Consider the following 16,171-nt stretch of genomic DNA (forward strand, 5'->3'; position numbering starts at 1 on the left):
GCTAAGAAGTTAGGAGGAACCCCTGCAACGCAGGGGTTCCTCCTTTGGTTTATTTATTTAGTAGCGAAAAAAGCCACCTAGTTATAGGTGACTTATCTATGATTACAATTGGATAAAAATTACTGAAATTCTTAACAGTGATTATTCATCAATACAACTGGGGATACCCAAAACAGCGCAGGGAAAATTAGAACCTAGTGCCTCAATCATCGGATGATTGACAGAGTTGCAACCGAGGAATAAGATATCAGCAGCTTCTGATTCAACAACTTTTTTAAGTTCTGTAGAAATGCAGCCAAACCGTAAATGAGATTTGAAGCAACCTTGCCATTCTTCAGCTAGACTTCGGGCTTGCCAGAGAATTATATCTGCTTGTTGCAGGGGAGTTACTACTGTCTGCAATTGGGGTTGAGTTAATACCTGTGTGGCAGAATTTGATATTTCACTGATTTGGCACTCAAGTTGAGGCTGTTGTATTGGTAAGCTCAAGACATTTGGATATTGGCTTTTTGAATTGTCTTCTAGGACATAAACGGCTTGAACTGTGACTTCTGCATTAGTGGCTAAACGCGTTTGATGGGCAATCCAAAAGGCAATATCTAGTGCCGTATGACTGTTAGGAGATGCGTCATAGGCAACAATTAAATTAATTGATTTTACTTGTTGAGGTTTTTTAGAAAAAGGTTTTTTTGGTTCTGGCAACAGTACCATTTGTTCAATTAAGTCATCTCGGCCTGTGGCACTTTGCAGACGTGCTAACATTGGCTTAATTTGCACAGCTTTACTTCTCCCAATGAAATGAATTAACAATGAGAAGCAGGGCGATCAATTTGAGATTTTGGATTTTGGATTGAGTGACGATAACCAAAATTTAAAATCCTAAATCAATCAAGGAAACCCCAATAAGAACTGTATTACAGCCAAACTCTTGGGGGTTCCTTCCATTGCCTACGGAGTTAGCTGACGGGCTAAGACTGGAAGGTGTCTCTCGTAAGATTAGCCCCAAACATTGGTTCCTCCGTTCCAAATTCAGCTTTCATGAATTTGAATTAGGCTACCCACTAAAAAAAATGATAATCTAACTTACTCGTCTTGGGCAAAATATCGATCGAGGAAATTCAGAGCGTGATTGCGAAGTTCAAAATATTCTTTTGAGTTTCGCATGGCCCCGCGATCGCGTGGATGTTCAAAAGGAACTTTTAATATCTCTCCTATACTAGCAGCCGGGCCATTGGTCATCAAGACGATGCGATCGGACATATAAATTGCTTCATCTACATCATGGGTAATCATCATCACTGCTTGACGATTATTTTCCCAAATATCCAATACCTGGCGCTGCAATTTGCCACGAGTTAGTGCATCTAGCGCCCCAAAAGGTTCATCCATCAGCAACATTTTAGGACGAATTGCTAAAGCTCTGGCAATACCTACTCGTTGTTTCATACCTCCAGAGATTTCATCAGGATATTTGTCAGCCGCCGCCGTCAAGTTTACCATTGCCAAGTGTTGATTTACAATGCTAATTTTCTCAGCCCGATTAGCATTTTTTAACACTTCATCCACAGCTAAACGGACATTTTCTCTCACTGTTAACCAAGGTAACAGTGAATAGTTCTGAAATACCATCATCCTTTCGGCTCCTGGCTGACGAATTTCTTTTCCATCTAGCCTTACTGAGCCGGAAGTGGCTTTTTCTAAGCCAGCTACTATCTTTACTAGAGTTGATTTACCACAACCTGAGTGACCAATTACAGAAATATATTCATCTTCACCAATCGTCAGATTAACCCCATCTAAAACAACAAAGTTATCTTTATCAGGTGTAGGATAAGACTTGACTAAATTTTCAATTTCTAAAAATCCAGGGCGGGGAAGAACTTCGGTCTGGGTATTAATGGGTAATGAGGTATATTCCATCATCAAATGCTCCGGGAATAATTTAGTCATCAAACAATTTTGGATTTTAGATTTGCAATTTTGGATTGTTCCCGATCAAAAGGATGCTGCGTTGCTGATAGTGCAGCTTTAGCGACGTAGGAGCGTCGGATTTTATGTTTATTCCACCCAAAAGCGACACATAAACCAAGGAATCAAAATCTAAAATCTAAAATTGGCAGGGATTTAAGACATGAAAAAGTTAGTGGGAGCGTTAGCCCTGATGGCAAAACTATTCAGATAACCCACAGGATCGCTGGGGTCGAAGCCTTTCTTATCTATAAATACTTCTGGTGGCTCGACCTTGTAATCATCCTTGGGACACTGAATGCCCATTTCAGATGCTATCTCCCGATATAAATCTGTTCTCCAGCCAAGTTCTGCTAGTTTCTCGGCATTTTTGGGGAATTGCTTAATTTGTCCCCACCGCGCTGCTTGTGTCATCAACCAAAGACTTCTCGATCTCCATAAGAATGTGGAATGTTCTCCTGGCTGTTTGGGAAGGTTGTCAGGAATATCAAAGAAAATTGTGGTGTCAGCTGCTTTGATGGTGCGATCTTTGCCGTCAAAGCCGCCATAGTTGTAATTGCCGAGAATTCCCGGACTTGTAAACTGTGCAATTGGGGCATTTTTCTTTTTGGGTCTAGCACCTGTAAAGGAACGGTCTGTTATGAGTTCGGCTACTTCTTGGCGATTTTCTACTTTGCTGCAATATTGGCAAGCTTCAATCATTGCCTTGACTAGGGAACGATAGGTTTTGGGATATTGGTCAATGAAAGATTGCATCACCCCCAAAAGCCGATCTGGGTGTCCCAACCAGACTTCTTTACCTTGTGCGAAGGTAAAGCCGATGTTTTCGTTACCTGTTATTGCTCGTGTATTCCAAGGTTCTGCAACCATGTAAGCTTGCATCGCACCAATCCGCACGTTTGTTACCATTTGGGGTGGCGGAACGATGATGACACGAAACTCTTTAAAAGGATCAACACCTGCGGCGGCGGATAAGTAACGGATAAAGTATTCGTAAATGGAGGAACTTAGAACAACTGCCCATACTTTGCGTTCTGGCGGTTGCTTGTCAAAGTAGCCTCGGAAATCGCGCCCAAAGGCTTCTAAAGCACCATCGCCATATTTTTCTTGATACTCGTACCACGGACGCAGCCCAAAATCCCACATGGCTTTGTTCATCGTCATGGCGTTTCCGTGGCGGTGTATGGTCATGGCTGCACACAATGGGGCGTGGCGTGCGCCTTCAGCACCAATTCTGGCATTGGTGACCGCACCAGATACTACGGGTGAAGCATCAAGGCGACCAAAAATTATACCGTCACGAGAGGTAGCCCAACTGGCTTCGCGGTTGAGTGTGACGTTCAAACCATATTTGCGGAAGAAGCCTTTTTTCCAGGCGATCGCAAATGGCGCACAATCATTAACAGGAACGTAACCAACTGTAATATCGGCTTTTTCTAGGTCGTCGCTTTTAACTACTGGTTGCACAGCTAAAGCTTCTTCGGTCAATCCTTTGGCGGATCTATCTCCTGAAATGCCACAGGAAGACAGCGCCATTCCCGCCGTTGTTGCTCCTATTCCCTTGATAATATCTCGCCGAGTCCAGTTAATATCACCCATTCTTGTAGCTCCATTGGTGATTAATTGCTCACGCTTCAGATGCAGAGTCTCTGCTGTTTTGATAACAGCCAAATTTTGTTAGTTGGAAATTTTAGGACGATGGGTTACTAATTCTTGAATTTTGCCCACGGCGGAATCTAGAATTAACCCAGTTACACCAATTATTAAAACAGCTAAAAAGACTGAACTTAGGTTTAAGCGACTCCATTCATCCCAGACAAAAAAGCCGATACCAATACCGCCTGTAAGCATTTCTACGGCGACAATTACCAGCCAAGCTATCCCTAAACTAATTCGCAAACCTGTAAAAATATATGGCAAACTTGCAGGCCAAATGATTTTTGTAATCCGTCGCCAACGGGGCATTTCTAGGACTTGTGCCACATCTAAATAATCTTTGGGAACGCTAGAAACTCCTAAAGCGGTATTAATAATTGTTGGCCATAGGGAAGTAATAAAGATGACAAAAATGGCTGAAGGATCTGCTAAATTGAAAATTGCTAAGGCGATGGGTAGCCAAGCTAAGGGCGATACAGGTTTAAAAATTTGAATGATCGGATTGAGCGCTAGCATTGCCGATCTAGACATACCAATTAGAAACCCCAGAGGAATCGCTACTATTGCACCTAACAAAAAGCCTATTAATACCCGGCGCAGACTTGCAATCAACAGCCAACCAACTCCTAAGTTGCCCGGGCCTCGCTGGTAGAAGGGATTTAATATGTAGTCTAGATTAGCAATTAACGCTTCTGGCGGGGTGGGCATCAATTCATGGTTGGCAAGTGCAATAATCCACCACAACACAATTATTCCTAAGAAGCCCAACACAGGTAGAAAAAAGACATCTCTAACGATAACAGGTTTTGTTTTTTTCCAAGCAGATTGTCCAGCGATCGCAGCGATCGCTACTAAATTTAATTGAAATATCATTTACGACCTCAACAGATTTAAGTGCAGGTACAAAGAATCCGAGCAGTACCAGCCTTGGACACCGATGAGATCGGAACACTATAAAAATGCCGTCTCTTCAGTCTCCTCTCAATGCCTACGAAGTTAGCTGACGGGCTAGGGCTGAGAGATGCCCTTCTGAAGAAAGTTATAAGTTATGAGTTATGAGTTAAGTATTTAGTAAACTAATGTCTAACTCCTCACTCTCAACTCCTCACTTTTTATTAGATACGCCCCACAATTTGGTTCCTCCGCTCCAGCGTTATGCACTGTGACACGCTGAATTAGGCTGACTTACTCTAATGGATACTAAATTATGCACAATATAACATCGATGCTCAGTAAAAGCCATATAGCTTATGATAAATGTTGTTAACTTTAATACTAAAATTAAGTGTTAATATTGGGATTTTGCAATAAATCGGACTTATATTTTTAAGTGTGTTGTGAGTGAACTCCTTGCATAGACAACTAAACAATATAGTCGAGCCAAGCATTAAGAATGTTATGTGCTTGATCAATATTTTTTAATACAGATATATAATTATACTGAAAAAAATTATATACGGTTAGTTAATCAGCAAAAAAAGAGCATGTATAATCTATTCCTTTTGGTAGGTGAACAAAATTGGTAAATTTGGTAAAAACTCACTGCACTCGCTAAACTAATTGGATATGGAACTTTACTCATCTATTTCCTAGCTGATATTTAACATAATGGATTTTAGTCAAGTACTGGCTGAAAAAACGGACACCATCATCGATAAATGGGTTGTAGCAGTTCGCAAGGATAGACGGATTGAAAGTGCTGATGACTTATCTTACACAGCAGTAAAGGATCACATCCCTGATGTTTTGAAAGCAATGGTGACAGTGCTTTCAAAACATCAGGATAATGATATTCAGTCAATAGTTACTGCCAGTTTTCAGCATGGAGCGATTCGAGCGGAACAAGGCTTTGATCCAGCAGAAATTGCCAGAGAATATCATCTGCTGCGAACAGTAATATTTGATGCTCTACAACCAGATTTATTGGATGGAACACCTGTAGAGATAATTCGTTCCATGCGTTTGATTGACGCTATCATAGACGAAGCGATCGCTCGCTGTTTCAAGAGTTATGTTGAGGAACGCTTGCGAGAATTACAGCAGTTGCAGTCATCACTAACACTTCATAATGAAGAACTGACGCGTTTGATTAGCGCCAATCAAGAGTATCTTTCGCAACTAGCCCACGAATTGAAACATCCCCTAACTTCCATTATTGGTTACTCGGATCTGTTTTTACGCCAACAACGACGAAAGACTGAGATAAAAGACACTTCTGCTAATCTCGAACATATTGAGCGGGTACTACGCAATGGTAGACAGTTACTCCACCTTATCAACGATGTATTAGAACTTTCCCGGTATGAGGCAGGGCAGATAAAACTCCACCTAGCACCCACCGATGTGTGTGAATTAATCAATAATGTCTGTGAAATGTTGGAACCTTTAGCTGGTGGGAAAAATTTAAAAGTCGTAATAGATTGCGATGGCTTTGCCAACGCCAAAAGCGAACGCGCTCCCAAAGAAATAATCACAGATCCTTTTCAATGCCAACAGATTGTTACAAATCTTATTAGTAATGCAATTCGCTATACAGAGTCGGGGACTATTATTATAATGTGTCAGGTGTTGGAGAATCAAAAATGGGCGATCGCAGTTTCTGACACTGGAATTGGCATTGCACCAGAAAACCAAGCCCAGATATTTGAACCTTACTTTCGCGTCAGTTTTAGCGATCGTCCCTATCTGCCTGATAGTACAGGATTGGGATTAGCGATCGTCTCCCGCTTAGTAAAACTACTCGAAGGTGAAATTAAGCTAGTCTCTGAGGTAGGCGTTGGTTCTACCTTCACCGTAATTTTGCCCTTACAAATAGAAAGTTGATTTTGCGCCAAGACGTAAAAATCTTCTTTGCGCCTTTGCGTGAAATCAAAAAACATTATTACAACAATCCTTGTTTTTTCAACTTATCTAGTGCATCCTCAGCAGCAGCTTTTTCTGCGTCTTTCTTATTCCGTCCCTTACCTTCGCCGTAAAATTTTTCATCTACTAATACCTTTGCGATGAATTCTGGCGCGTGAGAAGGGCCTCCTATTTGTTCTGTAAAATATTTGGGGGGATTTGGAGTAACGTTGCGTTGCACCCATTCTTGAAAGCGATTTTTTGAGTCTACATTAGAACGAGACACAACTATATGTTTAGGATCTACAGAATCAAATAGCGGCTCTATAATTGCACGAACTGCTTCAATATTGGAATCATTATCTAAATAGTAAGCACTAAGTACAGCTTCAAAGGTGCTACTGAGTAAATTAGGATTTTGGAAGCCTCCATCTCGAATTGCGCCTTTTCCTAACCGCATCCTAAAGTCTAAACCTACCTCTTCAGCGAACTTTGCCAATTGTTTTTCATCTACTAGCGCCGAACGCCGCCGTGTTAATTCATCTTCTCCCATTTCTGGGTGACAACTATATAGATACTCGCCACTTAAGAAATTCAGCAAAGCATCACCGAGAAACTCTAGGCGTTCATTATGTTCGCCTTCTCCGGGGTTTTCATGGACATAAGAACGGTGGGTAAGTGCTTGTCGCAGAAGTTTTTCATTTTTGAAAATCAAAATTCTGTGCATTTTTATCTTATTTTCTATTGTAGAAATTGACTGTTAGCAAACTTTACTAATACCAATTCTGTATGAAAATGCACATAATCAGTCCCCCCTTCACAAGGGGGGACGGCGTAGCCGGGGGGTAAATATATGCAGCTTCACAAAGAAACGGTATAACACTATTATCATAAGATGTGAAAAAAACTCAAATAGCGGTGTCTTGGTAAAATATAGTTGAGTATAAATCTAGGTTTATCAAAGCTATTTTAGGCAGCCAGCATATCTAACTCAGTTCAATATATCTTTTTTCGTACAAGGTTTCCAAGATGACTTTCTCAACTCTTTTCAAAATATCTTCATGTGATAATTCAAGTTTTTTATCCTGCTTGTCCTGTATTTGCATATATTTAGATAATTTTACTAAACAAAAATCTAGTTTAACCTAAAATTTATCGCGTGCAATTTATCAATTTTAATAATCATCTATGGGATTACCTCAAAACCAGCATTTATTTATTAAAATAATATTTTATACAATAAATAATTTATGATTTACTTTGAGCGATCGCACCATACAAAATACCTAAAATCCTCTTAATATCCTTAATATAATATTCACTCAAATCAATCGAAACTACATTACCTTCCAGTTTGAGAAATTGCCAGATAGTACCGATAGTAACAGCACCATATATAGCTTTTATTTGATTTCCACCTTTCTCATTAAATAACTGAGCAGCTACCATTTCGGCAATACATTGGGCTAAACCAGACCTCAAATTCTCATTTTTACTTTCTACTAAAACAATTACCGGGCTACGCACAAGCAACTGCTCGGTAGAAAGACTCAAAATAAAATCACAAAAGCCGTTTAATCCTCGTTGGCTATCAACAGTAAAATCAACTCCAGAAAAAAAGCTTATTTCATAATTGAATTTGCGTCTAATCTCTAACAAAATTGGACTAATTATCATTTCACTACGAGCTTTTTCTGAACTTATCGCTACTGCTAAATCAACATTTTCCTTCAGAATAGTAGATAATAAATCACTACATTCTTGCTCCTGCACATTTGCGAATAGTCCAGATGATTCGTGGATAACTAACCCAAAAGAATCAATAACTTCAAAAAGTTTAAAATCACTATAAGCCATAAAACTTACTCCTTTGTCTTATGACTGAATTCTATAACAAAGTTTAAAAATTCAGCTTTGGCGGAAACACCCTAGCTAAATCAAGAGATAAATCAGGGAAGCAGGAAAAAGTTATTACCTCATTTGATAAGAAAATTCGCTTATTTGAATAACCATGTCTGCCTTGATTATCCTGATATGGTTCACTGTAAGCTTCCAAATAATTATCGAATAAATTGAATATCCAATAATCAGTAATACCTGCTTTAGCATAGAGAGGTATTTTCACATCTTGGTCATAAGTTAAAGAAGAATCTGCAACTTCCATCACCAATAACACATCAGTCGGTTTAGGGTGAGACGAGAGATAATTATCATCTCGGTTTTGAACAATCGCAAAATCAGGTTCAGGTTCGCTCTTAGGTGGCAAAGTAATCGGGGCTTGAGATTGCAAAGTTGCCCTATCTCCTACAATTTTTGGGAGTTGCTTCCACAAATTCCTTAAACAAGTTTCATGGGCTTTACCTTTGGATGCCATTTCAATAATTTCCCCGTTGATTAATTCAATGTGGTCATCTTCATGGAAAAAGCCTAATTCTCCAAGCCTGTGGTATTCATCCAGTGTGAAGCGTTTAGCCTGAGCAATACTCATAACCTTACCTTTCTCTCTTTGCCATACATAATACTTATTCTAAATGCGTCAGAAATTGGTATGCTAAAGGCCGAGACTCGCTATAAAAGCAAACAATGCCTGCGCCTACTATCAATCCCACTATCACTGCCTTTCCCTTGACAGCCGTAGTTGGTCAAGAAGCAATAAAATTAGCCTTGCTGTTAGCCGCAGTTGATCCTGGTTTGGGAGGAGTAGCGATCGCAGGTCGTCGCGGTACGGCAAAATCTGTGATGGCTCGTGCTATCCACGCTCTACTACCGCCGATTGAAGTTGTCAAAGGCTCAATCAGTAATTGTGACCCCAACCATCCAGAAGAATGGGACGATCAATTGTTGGCGGAGTACGCAGACAAAGATATTCAAGATGTGCCCGTCGAAATTATCCCCGCGCCTTTTTTGCAAATTCCTCTAGGTATCACTGAAGACCGACTATTAGGTTCAGTAGATGTTGAAAAGTCCGTAAAACAAGGTGATACCATTTTTCAGCCTGGATTACTCGCTACAGCAAACCGGGGTGTACTGTACGTAGATGAAATTAATTTATTAGATGACCAAATATCAAATCAGCTTCTAACAGTATTATCTGACGGACGCAACCAGATTGAACGGGAAGGGATTAGTTTTCAGCATCCGTGCAAATCCTTATTTATTGCCACTTACAATCCAGAAGAAGGCGGATTACGGGAGCATTTATTAGATAGAATTGCGATCGCACTTTCTGCTGATGGTGTACTCGGTTTAGATCAAAGAGTAGAAGCAGTTGAAGTTGCGATCGCTTATTCTAAATCTCCCCAAGACTTTCTCAAACAGTACAACGAAGATTTAGACTCCCTGAAAACCCAAATCATTTTGGCGCGGGAATGGTTGAAAGAAGTAATCATCACCCATGAACAAATTGCCTACTTAGTGGATGAGGCCATTCGCGGAGGAGTTCAGGGACATCGCGCCGAGTTATTCGCCACGCGGGTTGCCAAAGCTGCGGCGGCTTTGGAGGGACGAACAACAGTTAATGCCGAAGATTTGCGCCGTGCTGTGGAATTGGTGATTGTACCACGCGCCACAGTTGTGCAGACACCACCACCCGAACAAGCACCGCCACCTCCGCCACCCCCACCGCAACAGAATCAAGAAGAACCCCAGGATGAATCTGAAGAGGAACAAGAGGAACAAGAAGAACAGGAAGAAAATCAAGAGCAAGAACCCCCTAGCATCCCGGAAGAATTCATTTTTGATCCAGAAGGGGTAATCCTTGATGACAACGTGCTGTACTTTACTCAAATGGCGAAGCGGCAAGGTAAATCTGGTAGTCGCAGTGTCATCTTTTCCGATGACAGGGGACGCTACATTAAGCCGATGTTGCCTAAAGGGAAAGCGCGACGTATTGCAGTAGATGCTACCTTGAGAGCAGCTGCTCCTTATCAAAAATCACGAAGAGAAAGACACCCAGATAGAAAAGTTATTGTCGAACAGGCTGATATTCGCTCGAAACGCCTGGTACGCAAAGCAGGGGCGTTGGTAGTATTTGTGGTAGATGCTTCTGGCTCAATGGCCCTGAACCGAATGCAGTCGGCTAAAGGTGCGGTGATGCAACTGTTAACAGAAGCTTATCAAAACCGCGACCAAATAGCATTAATTCCCTTCCGGGGAGAACAGGCAGAGGTATTATTGCCTCCAACACGTTCTATTGCTTTGGCGCGAAACCGTTTGGAAAGGTTGCCCTGTGGTGGGGGTTCGCCCTTAGCGCATGGTTTAACTCAAGCTGTGCGCGTCGGCTTAAATGCTCAGATGAGTGGAGATATTGGGCAAGTTGTCCTTGTAGCAATCACCGATGGGCGGGGTAATATTCCCTTAGCGCGTTCTTTGGGTGAACAGCTAGAACCAGGAGAAAAGCCAGATATTAAAGGAGAACTATTAGAAATTGCTGCCAGAATCCGTGCTCTGGGAATGCAACTATTAGTAATTGATACAGAAAGTAAATTTGTGTCTACTGGCTTTGCTAAAGAATTATCGCAAACAGCAGGCGGTAAATATTATCATTTGCCCAAAGCGACAGATCAAGCTATTGCTGCTATGACCAAAGGTGCGATCGCTGATTTAAAATCTCGATAATTAGTTATTTGTCATTTGTCAGTTGCTTTTCTACTAACCACTGACCATTGACTAATAACTACGATCCAGTTGGCATTACCTGTGGTTGCAAATAGCAAATCAAATCTTGGATTCCCTTTTGCAGATAACGCGTTACTGTCATTGGACTAGTACCAATGTTTTTAGCAGCATCCTTGCGAGAAAGTTCCTTCAAAAATACCATTTCAACTGCCATGCGGGGCTTTTCTTCCAACATATTTATTGCGCCTTGGAGTTGTTGGCGTTCTTCTTCTTGTTGCAGAAGTACATGAGAACGAGGACAAGGAAGTGCTTCACCCAAGGTTATTTGGCAATCAACATAGTTAACTGCGGTTGCATCTAAACTCAAAGGCATCCGATTTTGAGCAGCTAACTTGGTTTCTTGCCATTCTTGCACAGATACCCGGAGGTGGCTGGCAATTTCAGCATCCTTGGGCTGGCGACCTAAAGACATTGCCAAGTCCTTGCGAATCTTTTGCCCTTCATTATATAATTCTTGCCAACGACGGGGAATTTTTAATAGAGTACTGCGATCGCGCAAAAAGTGCAGCATCTCACCGCGAATGTATGGCACTGCAAAGGAACTAAAAGCATATCCTTGGCTAGGGTCGAAACGCTCAATTGCCCTAATCAAACCAAAATAACCGATTTGTTCTAAATCTTCATAAGGTTCATTACATTGATGGCTAAATTTATGAGCCATCTTCCGTACTAAGCCAGTATGTAACTGTACAAGTTTATTACGAAGTTTAATAGAAGGATTCTGGTGGTACAAGTGTAATAATTCTATACCATCAGTTCGTAAAGAGGACTCACTTGCTGCCATATACATTCCTTTGTTGTAACTCCTATTTCTGGGAAAATGGAGTTGCGTATATTTTCTTCTAAGCTGTTATTATTTTCCTCAGCAAGGGCAGAATAAGCTATCGTCGTTTCACTGAACTTGTGAGGGGTCGCACTCCATAATTCAGTATTTGTACGCATGATTTTATTACCCTCGCTGTTGCAGGTTATGTTTGTTTTTCAGATAAAAATTTCGACCTTACATAATCTTTTTGTTTAGTTGTCTCCTACCTTACGTAACCCCTTACTGGTTTCTCGCCCTAAATCTTGGTAAGAATAGAAATAGGCTGAACGTTTTCCTAAAAAACAGTTTTTCAATATGAGCAATACCAGTAACTTTCGTGAAGCTTTCCGTGAGGCTAAATCTCACGCCCTCGTTGGCCCAAACGTAATTGCCAACGCCCTACCCTACGTCGGTGGTGGATTGGTGCTAACGGCATTAGGAACCTACGGCGGTTTGGGAGTTATCCGTACTAACCCCGGAATCTTCTTTCGTACCTTCATTGGTGCGGTGATTGTGGAGTTAATTTTGTTCTTTATTGCCCAAAATGTTGCCCAAAAAGGTAATAAGGGTCTTGCACTACCCCTGTTGGCAACCTACAGCCTCTTGTCTGGATATACTCTTAGTGGCTTGGTATTTGTCGCTTTGAGATCCCAAGGTGTTGGCATTCAAGGTATTGGTATAGCTGCCCTTGGTTGTGGCGTTACTTTTATTGCTGCCCGTCAAATTGGTTCAAATCTTTCTGAACAAGATGGGATGGCTTTGACGAAAACCATCAATCTCGGCGTTATCGCCTTGGTGGTTGTGTGCCTAGCCCAATTCGGGTTTGCGATGTTTGGTGTTTACACTCCAAATTGGATAGAAATTGCCATCTCCGGTTTAGGAGTATTCCTGTTTGTTGGGGTTTCTGTTGTCGATTTCTACATCTTACCCCGCACTTACAGCGATGACCAATATCTACCTGCTGCTTTGTCGATGTACCTTACTTACATCAACTTGTTTGTCTTTATCTTGCGGTTGCTAATTGCTATAAATGGCCGCGATTAATTGTCTGTAGGCGCTAACAAAAGTAAAGTTTTATAAAGTAAAAACCGTGGTTAAATTTTTAGCAACCACGGTTTTTTATCTGTTTAACAGTAGAATATGTAGATAAGTTAAGCCTCAAGTGAGCAAAACTATGCTTGAACTCTTAAACATCAAAATTGAAGTAGAAAGGTTGTCTAATATCTTGACCAAGGCTGAAGGCTGTCTTTGACCTCCCAGAACTGAGTGCAAGAATTGAAGAGTTGAATCAATTGATTTCTCAAGCTACTTTCTGGCATAATTCTGCCAGTTTTTATCAGATATTTCAAGAAATTGATTTCCTCAAGGCTACAAAGAAACAATATCAGCGATCGCACTTCATTCTAGAAGATATCAAGGCTGCACTAGAACTACTAGAATTATCTGCTGATGAAGAATTGTTGCTAGAGGCGCAAATCAACCTTACCCAACTCCAGCAAGAACTCGAAACAATAGAAATACAACAATTATTGTCCAACCCCCACGACCAAAAAGGTGCATTTCTCACTATTACTGCTAGGGTTGGTGGTGTAGATGCTAAATATTGGGCATATATGCTGCTAGGAATGTACTCTAAATGGGGAGAAAGCCACAGTTACAAAATCCTTTTAGTGGAAGAATCTTACGGGGCATTTAGCTGGGATTAAATCTGCCTCCTTGGAAATTATCGGTCGTTATGCATACGGCTACCTCAAATCAGAAACAGGCACACATCAACTACAGCAAATATCCCCCTTTGATGTTACTAACAGCTTGCACACGAGTTTAGTTAGTGTAGAATTTCTCCCAATATTGGGTGAGTCTGTTGAGTTGGAGATTCCAGAGAAGGATTTGGAAATTACTTGGCGTAGCCATCGGCGGAATGTCAACTGCCGAGAAACATTAACCTATACAAGTTGTGCAGAAAAAATTTGCCCAACTACAGCTAAAATCAAGAAACATTAAGTACAATAAAGAGCAATTTTCCAAACCAAAGCGCTCTATCTATTATTCAGCAAGCATTATGGATGTCTTAGAACTCAAACGCGAAATCGAAACGTTGTCTGGCCGCCTGGGTAAAACCCAGGACTATCTTTGACGTACCTGCACTGACAGCCAAAATTCAAGACCTGGAAAAAATATCCGCTCAACCAGAATTTTGGAATGAGCAAACCCAAGCCCAACAAACTCTGCAAGAACTCAACGACCTGAAAGCCCACCTCCAGCAATACGATCAGTGGCACGCCAATCTAGAAGATACTAAAGCTGTTGTTGAGTTGTTGGAGTTAGAAACTGATGAGGCACTACTGCAAGAAGCGGAATCTACAATCACCAAGCTGAATCGTGACCTGGATCAGTGGGAGTTACAACAGTTACTTTCCGGCCCCTATGATGCCGAAGGTGCTGTACTGACGATTAGTGCTGGTGCTGGTGGCACAGATGCTCAAGACTGGGCATTTATGCTGATGCGGATGTACACCCGTTGGGGCGAAGCTCACGGCTATAAGGTAACTTTAGCTGAAGAGTCGGAGGGTGATGAAGCCGGAATTAAATCGGCAACCCTAGAAATTACTGGTCGCTATGCTTATGGTTATTTGCGAGCGGAAATGGGTACACATCGCTTAGTGCGGATTTCCCCTTTTAATGCTAACGGTAAGCGGCAAACCAGTTTTGCAGGGGTGGAAGTGATGCCGCAGATTGATAACTCTGTGCAATTGGATATTCCAGACAAGGATTTGGAAATCACCACAACTCGTTCTGGTGGTAAAGGTGGGCAAAACGTCAACAAAGTAGAAACTGCTGTGCGGATTGTTCACCTTCCCACGGGTCTTGCCGTGCGCTGTACAGAGGAGCGATCGCAGCTGCAAAATAAAGAAAAAGCTCTAAATCGTCTTAAAGCAAAGCTGTTGGTCATCGCCAAGGAGCAACGCGCCCAAGAAATTGCCGAAATTCGTGGCGATATGGTGGAGGCCTCCTGGGGAAACCAAATCCGTAACTATGTATTTCACCCTTACCAAATGGTGAAAGATTTGCGTACAAATACAGAAACAACGGCGATTGGCGATGTGATGAATGGCGAAATTGATCCATTCATTCAAGCTTATCTGCGCCAAGAAAATAAATTAGTAGAAAACAGTCCTGCATAATTTGGGATTATTTACAAGTGCTAAGTAATTATTTTTAATATTACTTAGCACTTGTTATTTATTTTTCTAAGATTGGCGCGATTGCATAGCATTCCTTCTTATTGGGGCGTTTTCAAATAAATTCCTGAGTAATATACAGGCGATCGCCATTCTATTCCAGACCAACTGTTACAGTTATAAAAGAGTCTGTGGACAAATAACTATGAGCAACACTCCTTCAACAGAACCTCAACCTAGCTACGTAAAACTAGCCATGCGAAACATGGTACGGAAGGGTGGAACTTCCCTAAAGCATTTTGCGTTGACTGCTGTAGGGCTTTTATCTCTCCTTGTTGGTCTTGCTTACCTAACTCACTAAACTAGTCATTAGTCATTAGTCATTAATTATATTTAAAAGGACAGATGACCAATGACAAAGGCCAAAGGACAGTCTTAGCGAAAAACCGTAAACCTCAGACTAGGAGACTATGTGCCCCTGAGCGTTGAACTATATGTAGAGGATGATTTTTACGAGTTGTCCCCGACAACATCTGTAAAAATTGATGATACTGATTCCCGAATTGCTCCTGAAACTTGGGAAAATTGGTTTAATGACTGGTTGGAAATCCTTTACCCTCATATTCCACCAGCGCCAAGCTATGAAATCGGGCTGCGTTTGACAGATGACTCGCAAATTCAAGAACTAAATACCCAATATCGTCAACAAAATAAGCCTACAGACGTTTTAGCTTTTGCTGCTTTGGAGGTGGATTTTCCTCAAAGCAAAGAGATGCTTGCTTCTGTACCATTATATCTAGGTGATATCATCGTGTCTGTAGATACAGCACGACGTCAAGCTCAACAGCAGGAACATAGCTTACCCACTGAGCTAGCCTGGTTAGCTAGTCACGGTTTGTTACATCTCTTGGGCTGGGATCATCCTGATGAAGAAAGTTTGGGGCGAATGTTAGAACAGCAAGTGAGATTGCTGAATGCAATAGGTATTCCTATTGACATGGAATAGTAGTAGTTCGTGTATTTCTATAGTGTTAATTTTGGG

The 16,171-nt window shown here is 41.3% G+C and carries 17 protein-coding genes and 2 riboswitches; of the genes, 8 read left to right on the top strand and 9 right to left on the bottom strand.

Annotated elements, in window-relative coordinates; genetic code table 11:
* Positions 1-141: 141 nt before the first annotated feature.
* The 4 genes from V7K25_RS18535 to ntrB form a co-directional block, all read right to left on the bottom strand.
* Positions 142-762: a universal stress protein gene (locus tag V7K25_RS18535; protein ID WP_335160063.1), complete on the bottom strand. Its 621-nt coding sequence runs from the start codon at positions 760-762 to the stop codon at positions 142-144.
* A 168-nt stretch (positions 763-930) separates the two neighbouring features.
* A riboswitch (cyclic di-AMP (ydaO/yuaA leader) is annotated at positions 931-1,045 on the bottom strand.
* 38 nt (positions 1,046-1,083) lie between these two features.
* Complete coding sequence (locus V7K25_RS18540) at positions 1,084-1,920, bottom strand: ABC transporter ATP-binding protein (RefSeq protein WP_335160064.1); 837 nt, start codon at positions 1,918-1,920, stop codon at positions 1,084-1,086.
* A gap of 204 nt (positions 1,921-2,124) precedes the next feature.
* On the bottom strand, positions 2,125-3,567 hold the full coding sequence (locus V7K25_RS18545; protein ID WP_335160065.1) for an ABC transporter substrate-binding protein: 1,443 nt from the start codon (positions 3,565-3,567) through the stop codon (positions 2,125-2,127).
* A 78-nt stretch (positions 3,568-3,645) separates the two neighbouring features.
* Complete coding sequence (gene ntrB / locus V7K25_RS18550; RefSeq protein ID WP_335159984.1) at positions 3,646-4,497, bottom strand: nitrate ABC transporter permease; 852 nt, start codon at positions 4,495-4,497, stop codon at positions 3,646-3,648.
* Positions 4,498-4,594: 97 nt separating this feature from the next.
* A riboswitch (cyclic di-AMP (ydaO/yuaA leader) is annotated at positions 4,595-4,816 on the bottom strand.
* A gap of 416 nt (positions 4,817-5,232) precedes the next feature.
* Between ntrB and V7K25_RS18555 the strand changes: the two genes are divergently transcribed.
* On the top strand, positions 5,233-6,447 hold the full coding sequence (locus V7K25_RS18555) for a sensor histidine kinase (protein WP_335159985.1): 1,215 nt from the start codon (positions 5,233-5,235) through the stop codon (positions 6,445-6,447).
* 58 nt (positions 6,448-6,505) lie between these two features.
* Here the strand turns inward: V7K25_RS18555 and rnc are convergent, their stop codons facing one another.
* From rnc to V7K25_RS18570, 3 genes are all read right to left on the bottom strand, one after another.
* A complete protein-coding gene (rnc, locus tag V7K25_RS18560) occupies positions 6,506-7,192 on the bottom strand; it encodes a ribonuclease III (RefSeq protein ID WP_335159986.1) in 687 nt (228 codons plus the stop codon).
* A 521-nt stretch (positions 7,193-7,713) separates the two neighbouring features.
* Positions 7,714-8,322 (bottom strand): hypothetical protein, encoded by a 609-nt coding sequence (locus tag V7K25_RS18565; protein ID WP_335159987.1) that lies wholly within the window; start codon positions 8,320-8,322, stop codon positions 7,714-7,716.
* 43 nt (positions 8,323-8,365) lie between these two features.
* A complete protein-coding gene (locus V7K25_RS18570) occupies positions 8,366-8,953 on the bottom strand; it encodes a Uma2 family endonuclease (RefSeq protein WP_335159988.1) in 588 nt (195 codons plus the stop codon).
* Positions 8,954-9,048: 95 nt separating this feature from the next.
* Here V7K25_RS18570 and bchD point away from each other — a divergent pair, with 95 nt between their 5' ends.
* Positions 9,049-11,082 carry a magnesium chelatase ATPase subunit D gene (gene bchD, locus V7K25_RS18575; protein ID WP_335159989.1) on the top strand — a complete coding sequence of 678 codons (2,034 nt, stop codon included), beginning with the start codon at positions 9,049-9,051 and terminating at the stop codon, positions 11,080-11,082.
* Positions 11,083-11,140: 58 nt separating this feature from the next.
* Here bchD and V7K25_RS18580 read toward each other — a convergent pair whose 3' ends face one another.
* Positions 11,141-11,926 carry an RNA polymerase sigma factor SigF gene (locus tag V7K25_RS18580; protein ID WP_118167949.1) on the bottom strand — a complete coding sequence of 262 codons (786 nt, stop codon included), beginning with the start codon at positions 11,924-11,926 and terminating at the stop codon, positions 11,141-11,143.
* Entirely contained in the window at positions 11,887-12,084 is a 198-nt protein-coding gene (locus V7K25_RS18585) for a hypothetical protein (protein ID WP_335159990.1), read from the bottom strand. Before V7K25_RS18585 ends, V7K25_RS18580 begins: the two co-directional genes overlap by 40 nt.
* 178 nt (positions 12,085-12,262) lie before the next feature.
* Between V7K25_RS18585 and V7K25_RS18590 the strand changes: the two genes are divergently transcribed.
* The 6 genes from V7K25_RS18590 to ybeY all read left to right on the top strand — a co-directional run bounded on the left by V7K25_RS18590 (position 12,263) and on the right by ybeY (position 16,135).
* Positions 12,263-12,991, top strand: a complete 729-nt coding sequence (locus tag V7K25_RS18590; RefSeq protein WP_335159991.1) for a Bax inhibitor-1/YccA family protein — start codon at positions 12,263-12,265, stop codon at positions 12,989-12,991.
* 230 nt (positions 12,992-13,221) lie between these two features.
* Complete coding sequence (locus V7K25_RS18595; RefSeq protein WP_335160066.1) at positions 13,222-13,653, top strand: PCRF domain-containing protein; 432 nt, start codon at positions 13,222-13,224, stop codon at positions 13,651-13,653.
* A gap of 10 nt (positions 13,654-13,663) precedes the next feature.
* A complete protein-coding gene (locus V7K25_RS18600) occupies positions 13,664-13,951 on the top strand; it encodes a PCRF domain-containing protein (RefSeq protein WP_335159992.1) in 288 nt (95 codons plus the stop codon).
* Between the two features lie 58 nt (positions 13,952-14,009).
* Positions 14,010-15,132, top strand: a protein-coding gene (prfB, locus tag V7K25_RS18605; protein WP_335159993.1) for a peptide chain release factor 2 whose coding sequence is annotated in 2 segments (ribosomal slippage) — positions 14,010-14,081 and positions 14,083-15,132 — 1,122 coding nt in all. Because the reading frame shifts where the segments join, the coding sequence is not laid out codon by codon here.
* A 202-nt stretch (positions 15,133-15,334) separates the two neighbouring features.
* Positions 15,335-15,490, top strand: a complete 156-nt coding sequence (locus V7K25_RS18610; protein ID WP_100899181.1) for a DUF3285 domain-containing protein — start codon at positions 15,335-15,337, stop codon at positions 15,488-15,490.
* A gap of 117 nt (positions 15,491-15,607) precedes the next feature.
* Positions 15,608-16,135, top strand: coding sequence for an rRNA maturation RNase YbeY (gene ybeY, locus V7K25_RS18615; RefSeq protein WP_335160067.1), 528 nt, complete (start codon positions 15,608-15,610; stop codon positions 16,133-16,135).
* Positions 16,136-16,171: the final 36 nt, after the last annotated feature.

The sequence above is a fragment of the Nostoc sp. genome, assembly GCF_036919495.1.
In the GTDB taxonomy this organism is placed as follows: Bacteria; Cyanobacteriota; Cyanobacteriia; order Cyanobacteriales; family Nostocaceae; genus Nostoc.

Excerpts from the sequence above, each read along its gene's own strand:
- V7K25_RS18535 (WP_335160063.1), bottom strand. The coding sequence starts at position 762 with ATGTTAGCACGTCTGCAAAGTGCCACAGGCCGAGATGACTTAATTGAA.
- V7K25_RS18540 (WP_335160064.1), bottom strand. The coding sequence starts at position 1,920 with ATGGAATATACCTCATTACCCATTAATACCCAGACCGAAGTTCTTCCC.
- V7K25_RS18545 (WP_335160065.1), bottom strand. The coding sequence starts at position 3,567 with ATGGGTGATATTAACTGGACTCGGCGAGATATTATCAAGGGAATAGGA.
- ntrB (WP_335159984.1), bottom strand. The coding sequence starts at position 4,497 with ATGATATTTCAATTAAATTTAGTAGCGATCGCTGCGATCGCTGGACAA.
- V7K25_RS18555 (WP_335159985.1), top strand. The coding sequence starts at position 5,233 with ATGGATTTTAGTCAAGTACTGGCTGAAAAAACGGACACCATCATCGAT.
- rnc (WP_335159986.1), bottom strand. The coding sequence starts at position 7,192 with ATGCACAGAATTTTGATTTTCAAAAATGAAAAACTTCTGCGACAAGCA.
- V7K25_RS18565 (WP_335159987.1), bottom strand. The coding sequence starts at position 8,322 with ATGGCTTATAGTGATTTTAAACTTTTTGAAGTTATTGATTCTTTTGGG.
- V7K25_RS18570 (WP_335159988.1), bottom strand. The coding sequence starts at position 8,953 with ATGAGTATTGCTCAGGCTAAACGCTTCACACTGGATGAATACCACAGG.
- bchD (WP_335159989.1), top strand. The coding sequence starts at position 9,049 with ATGCCTGCGCCTACTATCAATCCCACTATCACTGCCTTTCCCTTGACA.
- V7K25_RS18580 (WP_118167949.1), bottom strand. The coding sequence starts at position 11,926 with ATGGCAGCAAGTGAGTCCTCTTTACGAACTGATGGTATAGAATTATTA.
- V7K25_RS18585 (WP_335159990.1), bottom strand. The coding sequence starts at position 12,084 with ATGCGTACAAATACTGAATTATGGAGTGCGACCCCTCACAAGTTCAGT.
- V7K25_RS18590 (WP_335159991.1), top strand. The coding sequence starts at position 12,263 with ATGAGCAATACCAGTAACTTTCGTGAAGCTTTCCGTGAGGCTAAATCT.
- V7K25_RS18610 (WP_100899181.1), top strand. The coding sequence starts at position 15,335 with ATGAGCAACACTCCTTCAACAGAACCTCAACCTAGCTACGTAAAACTA.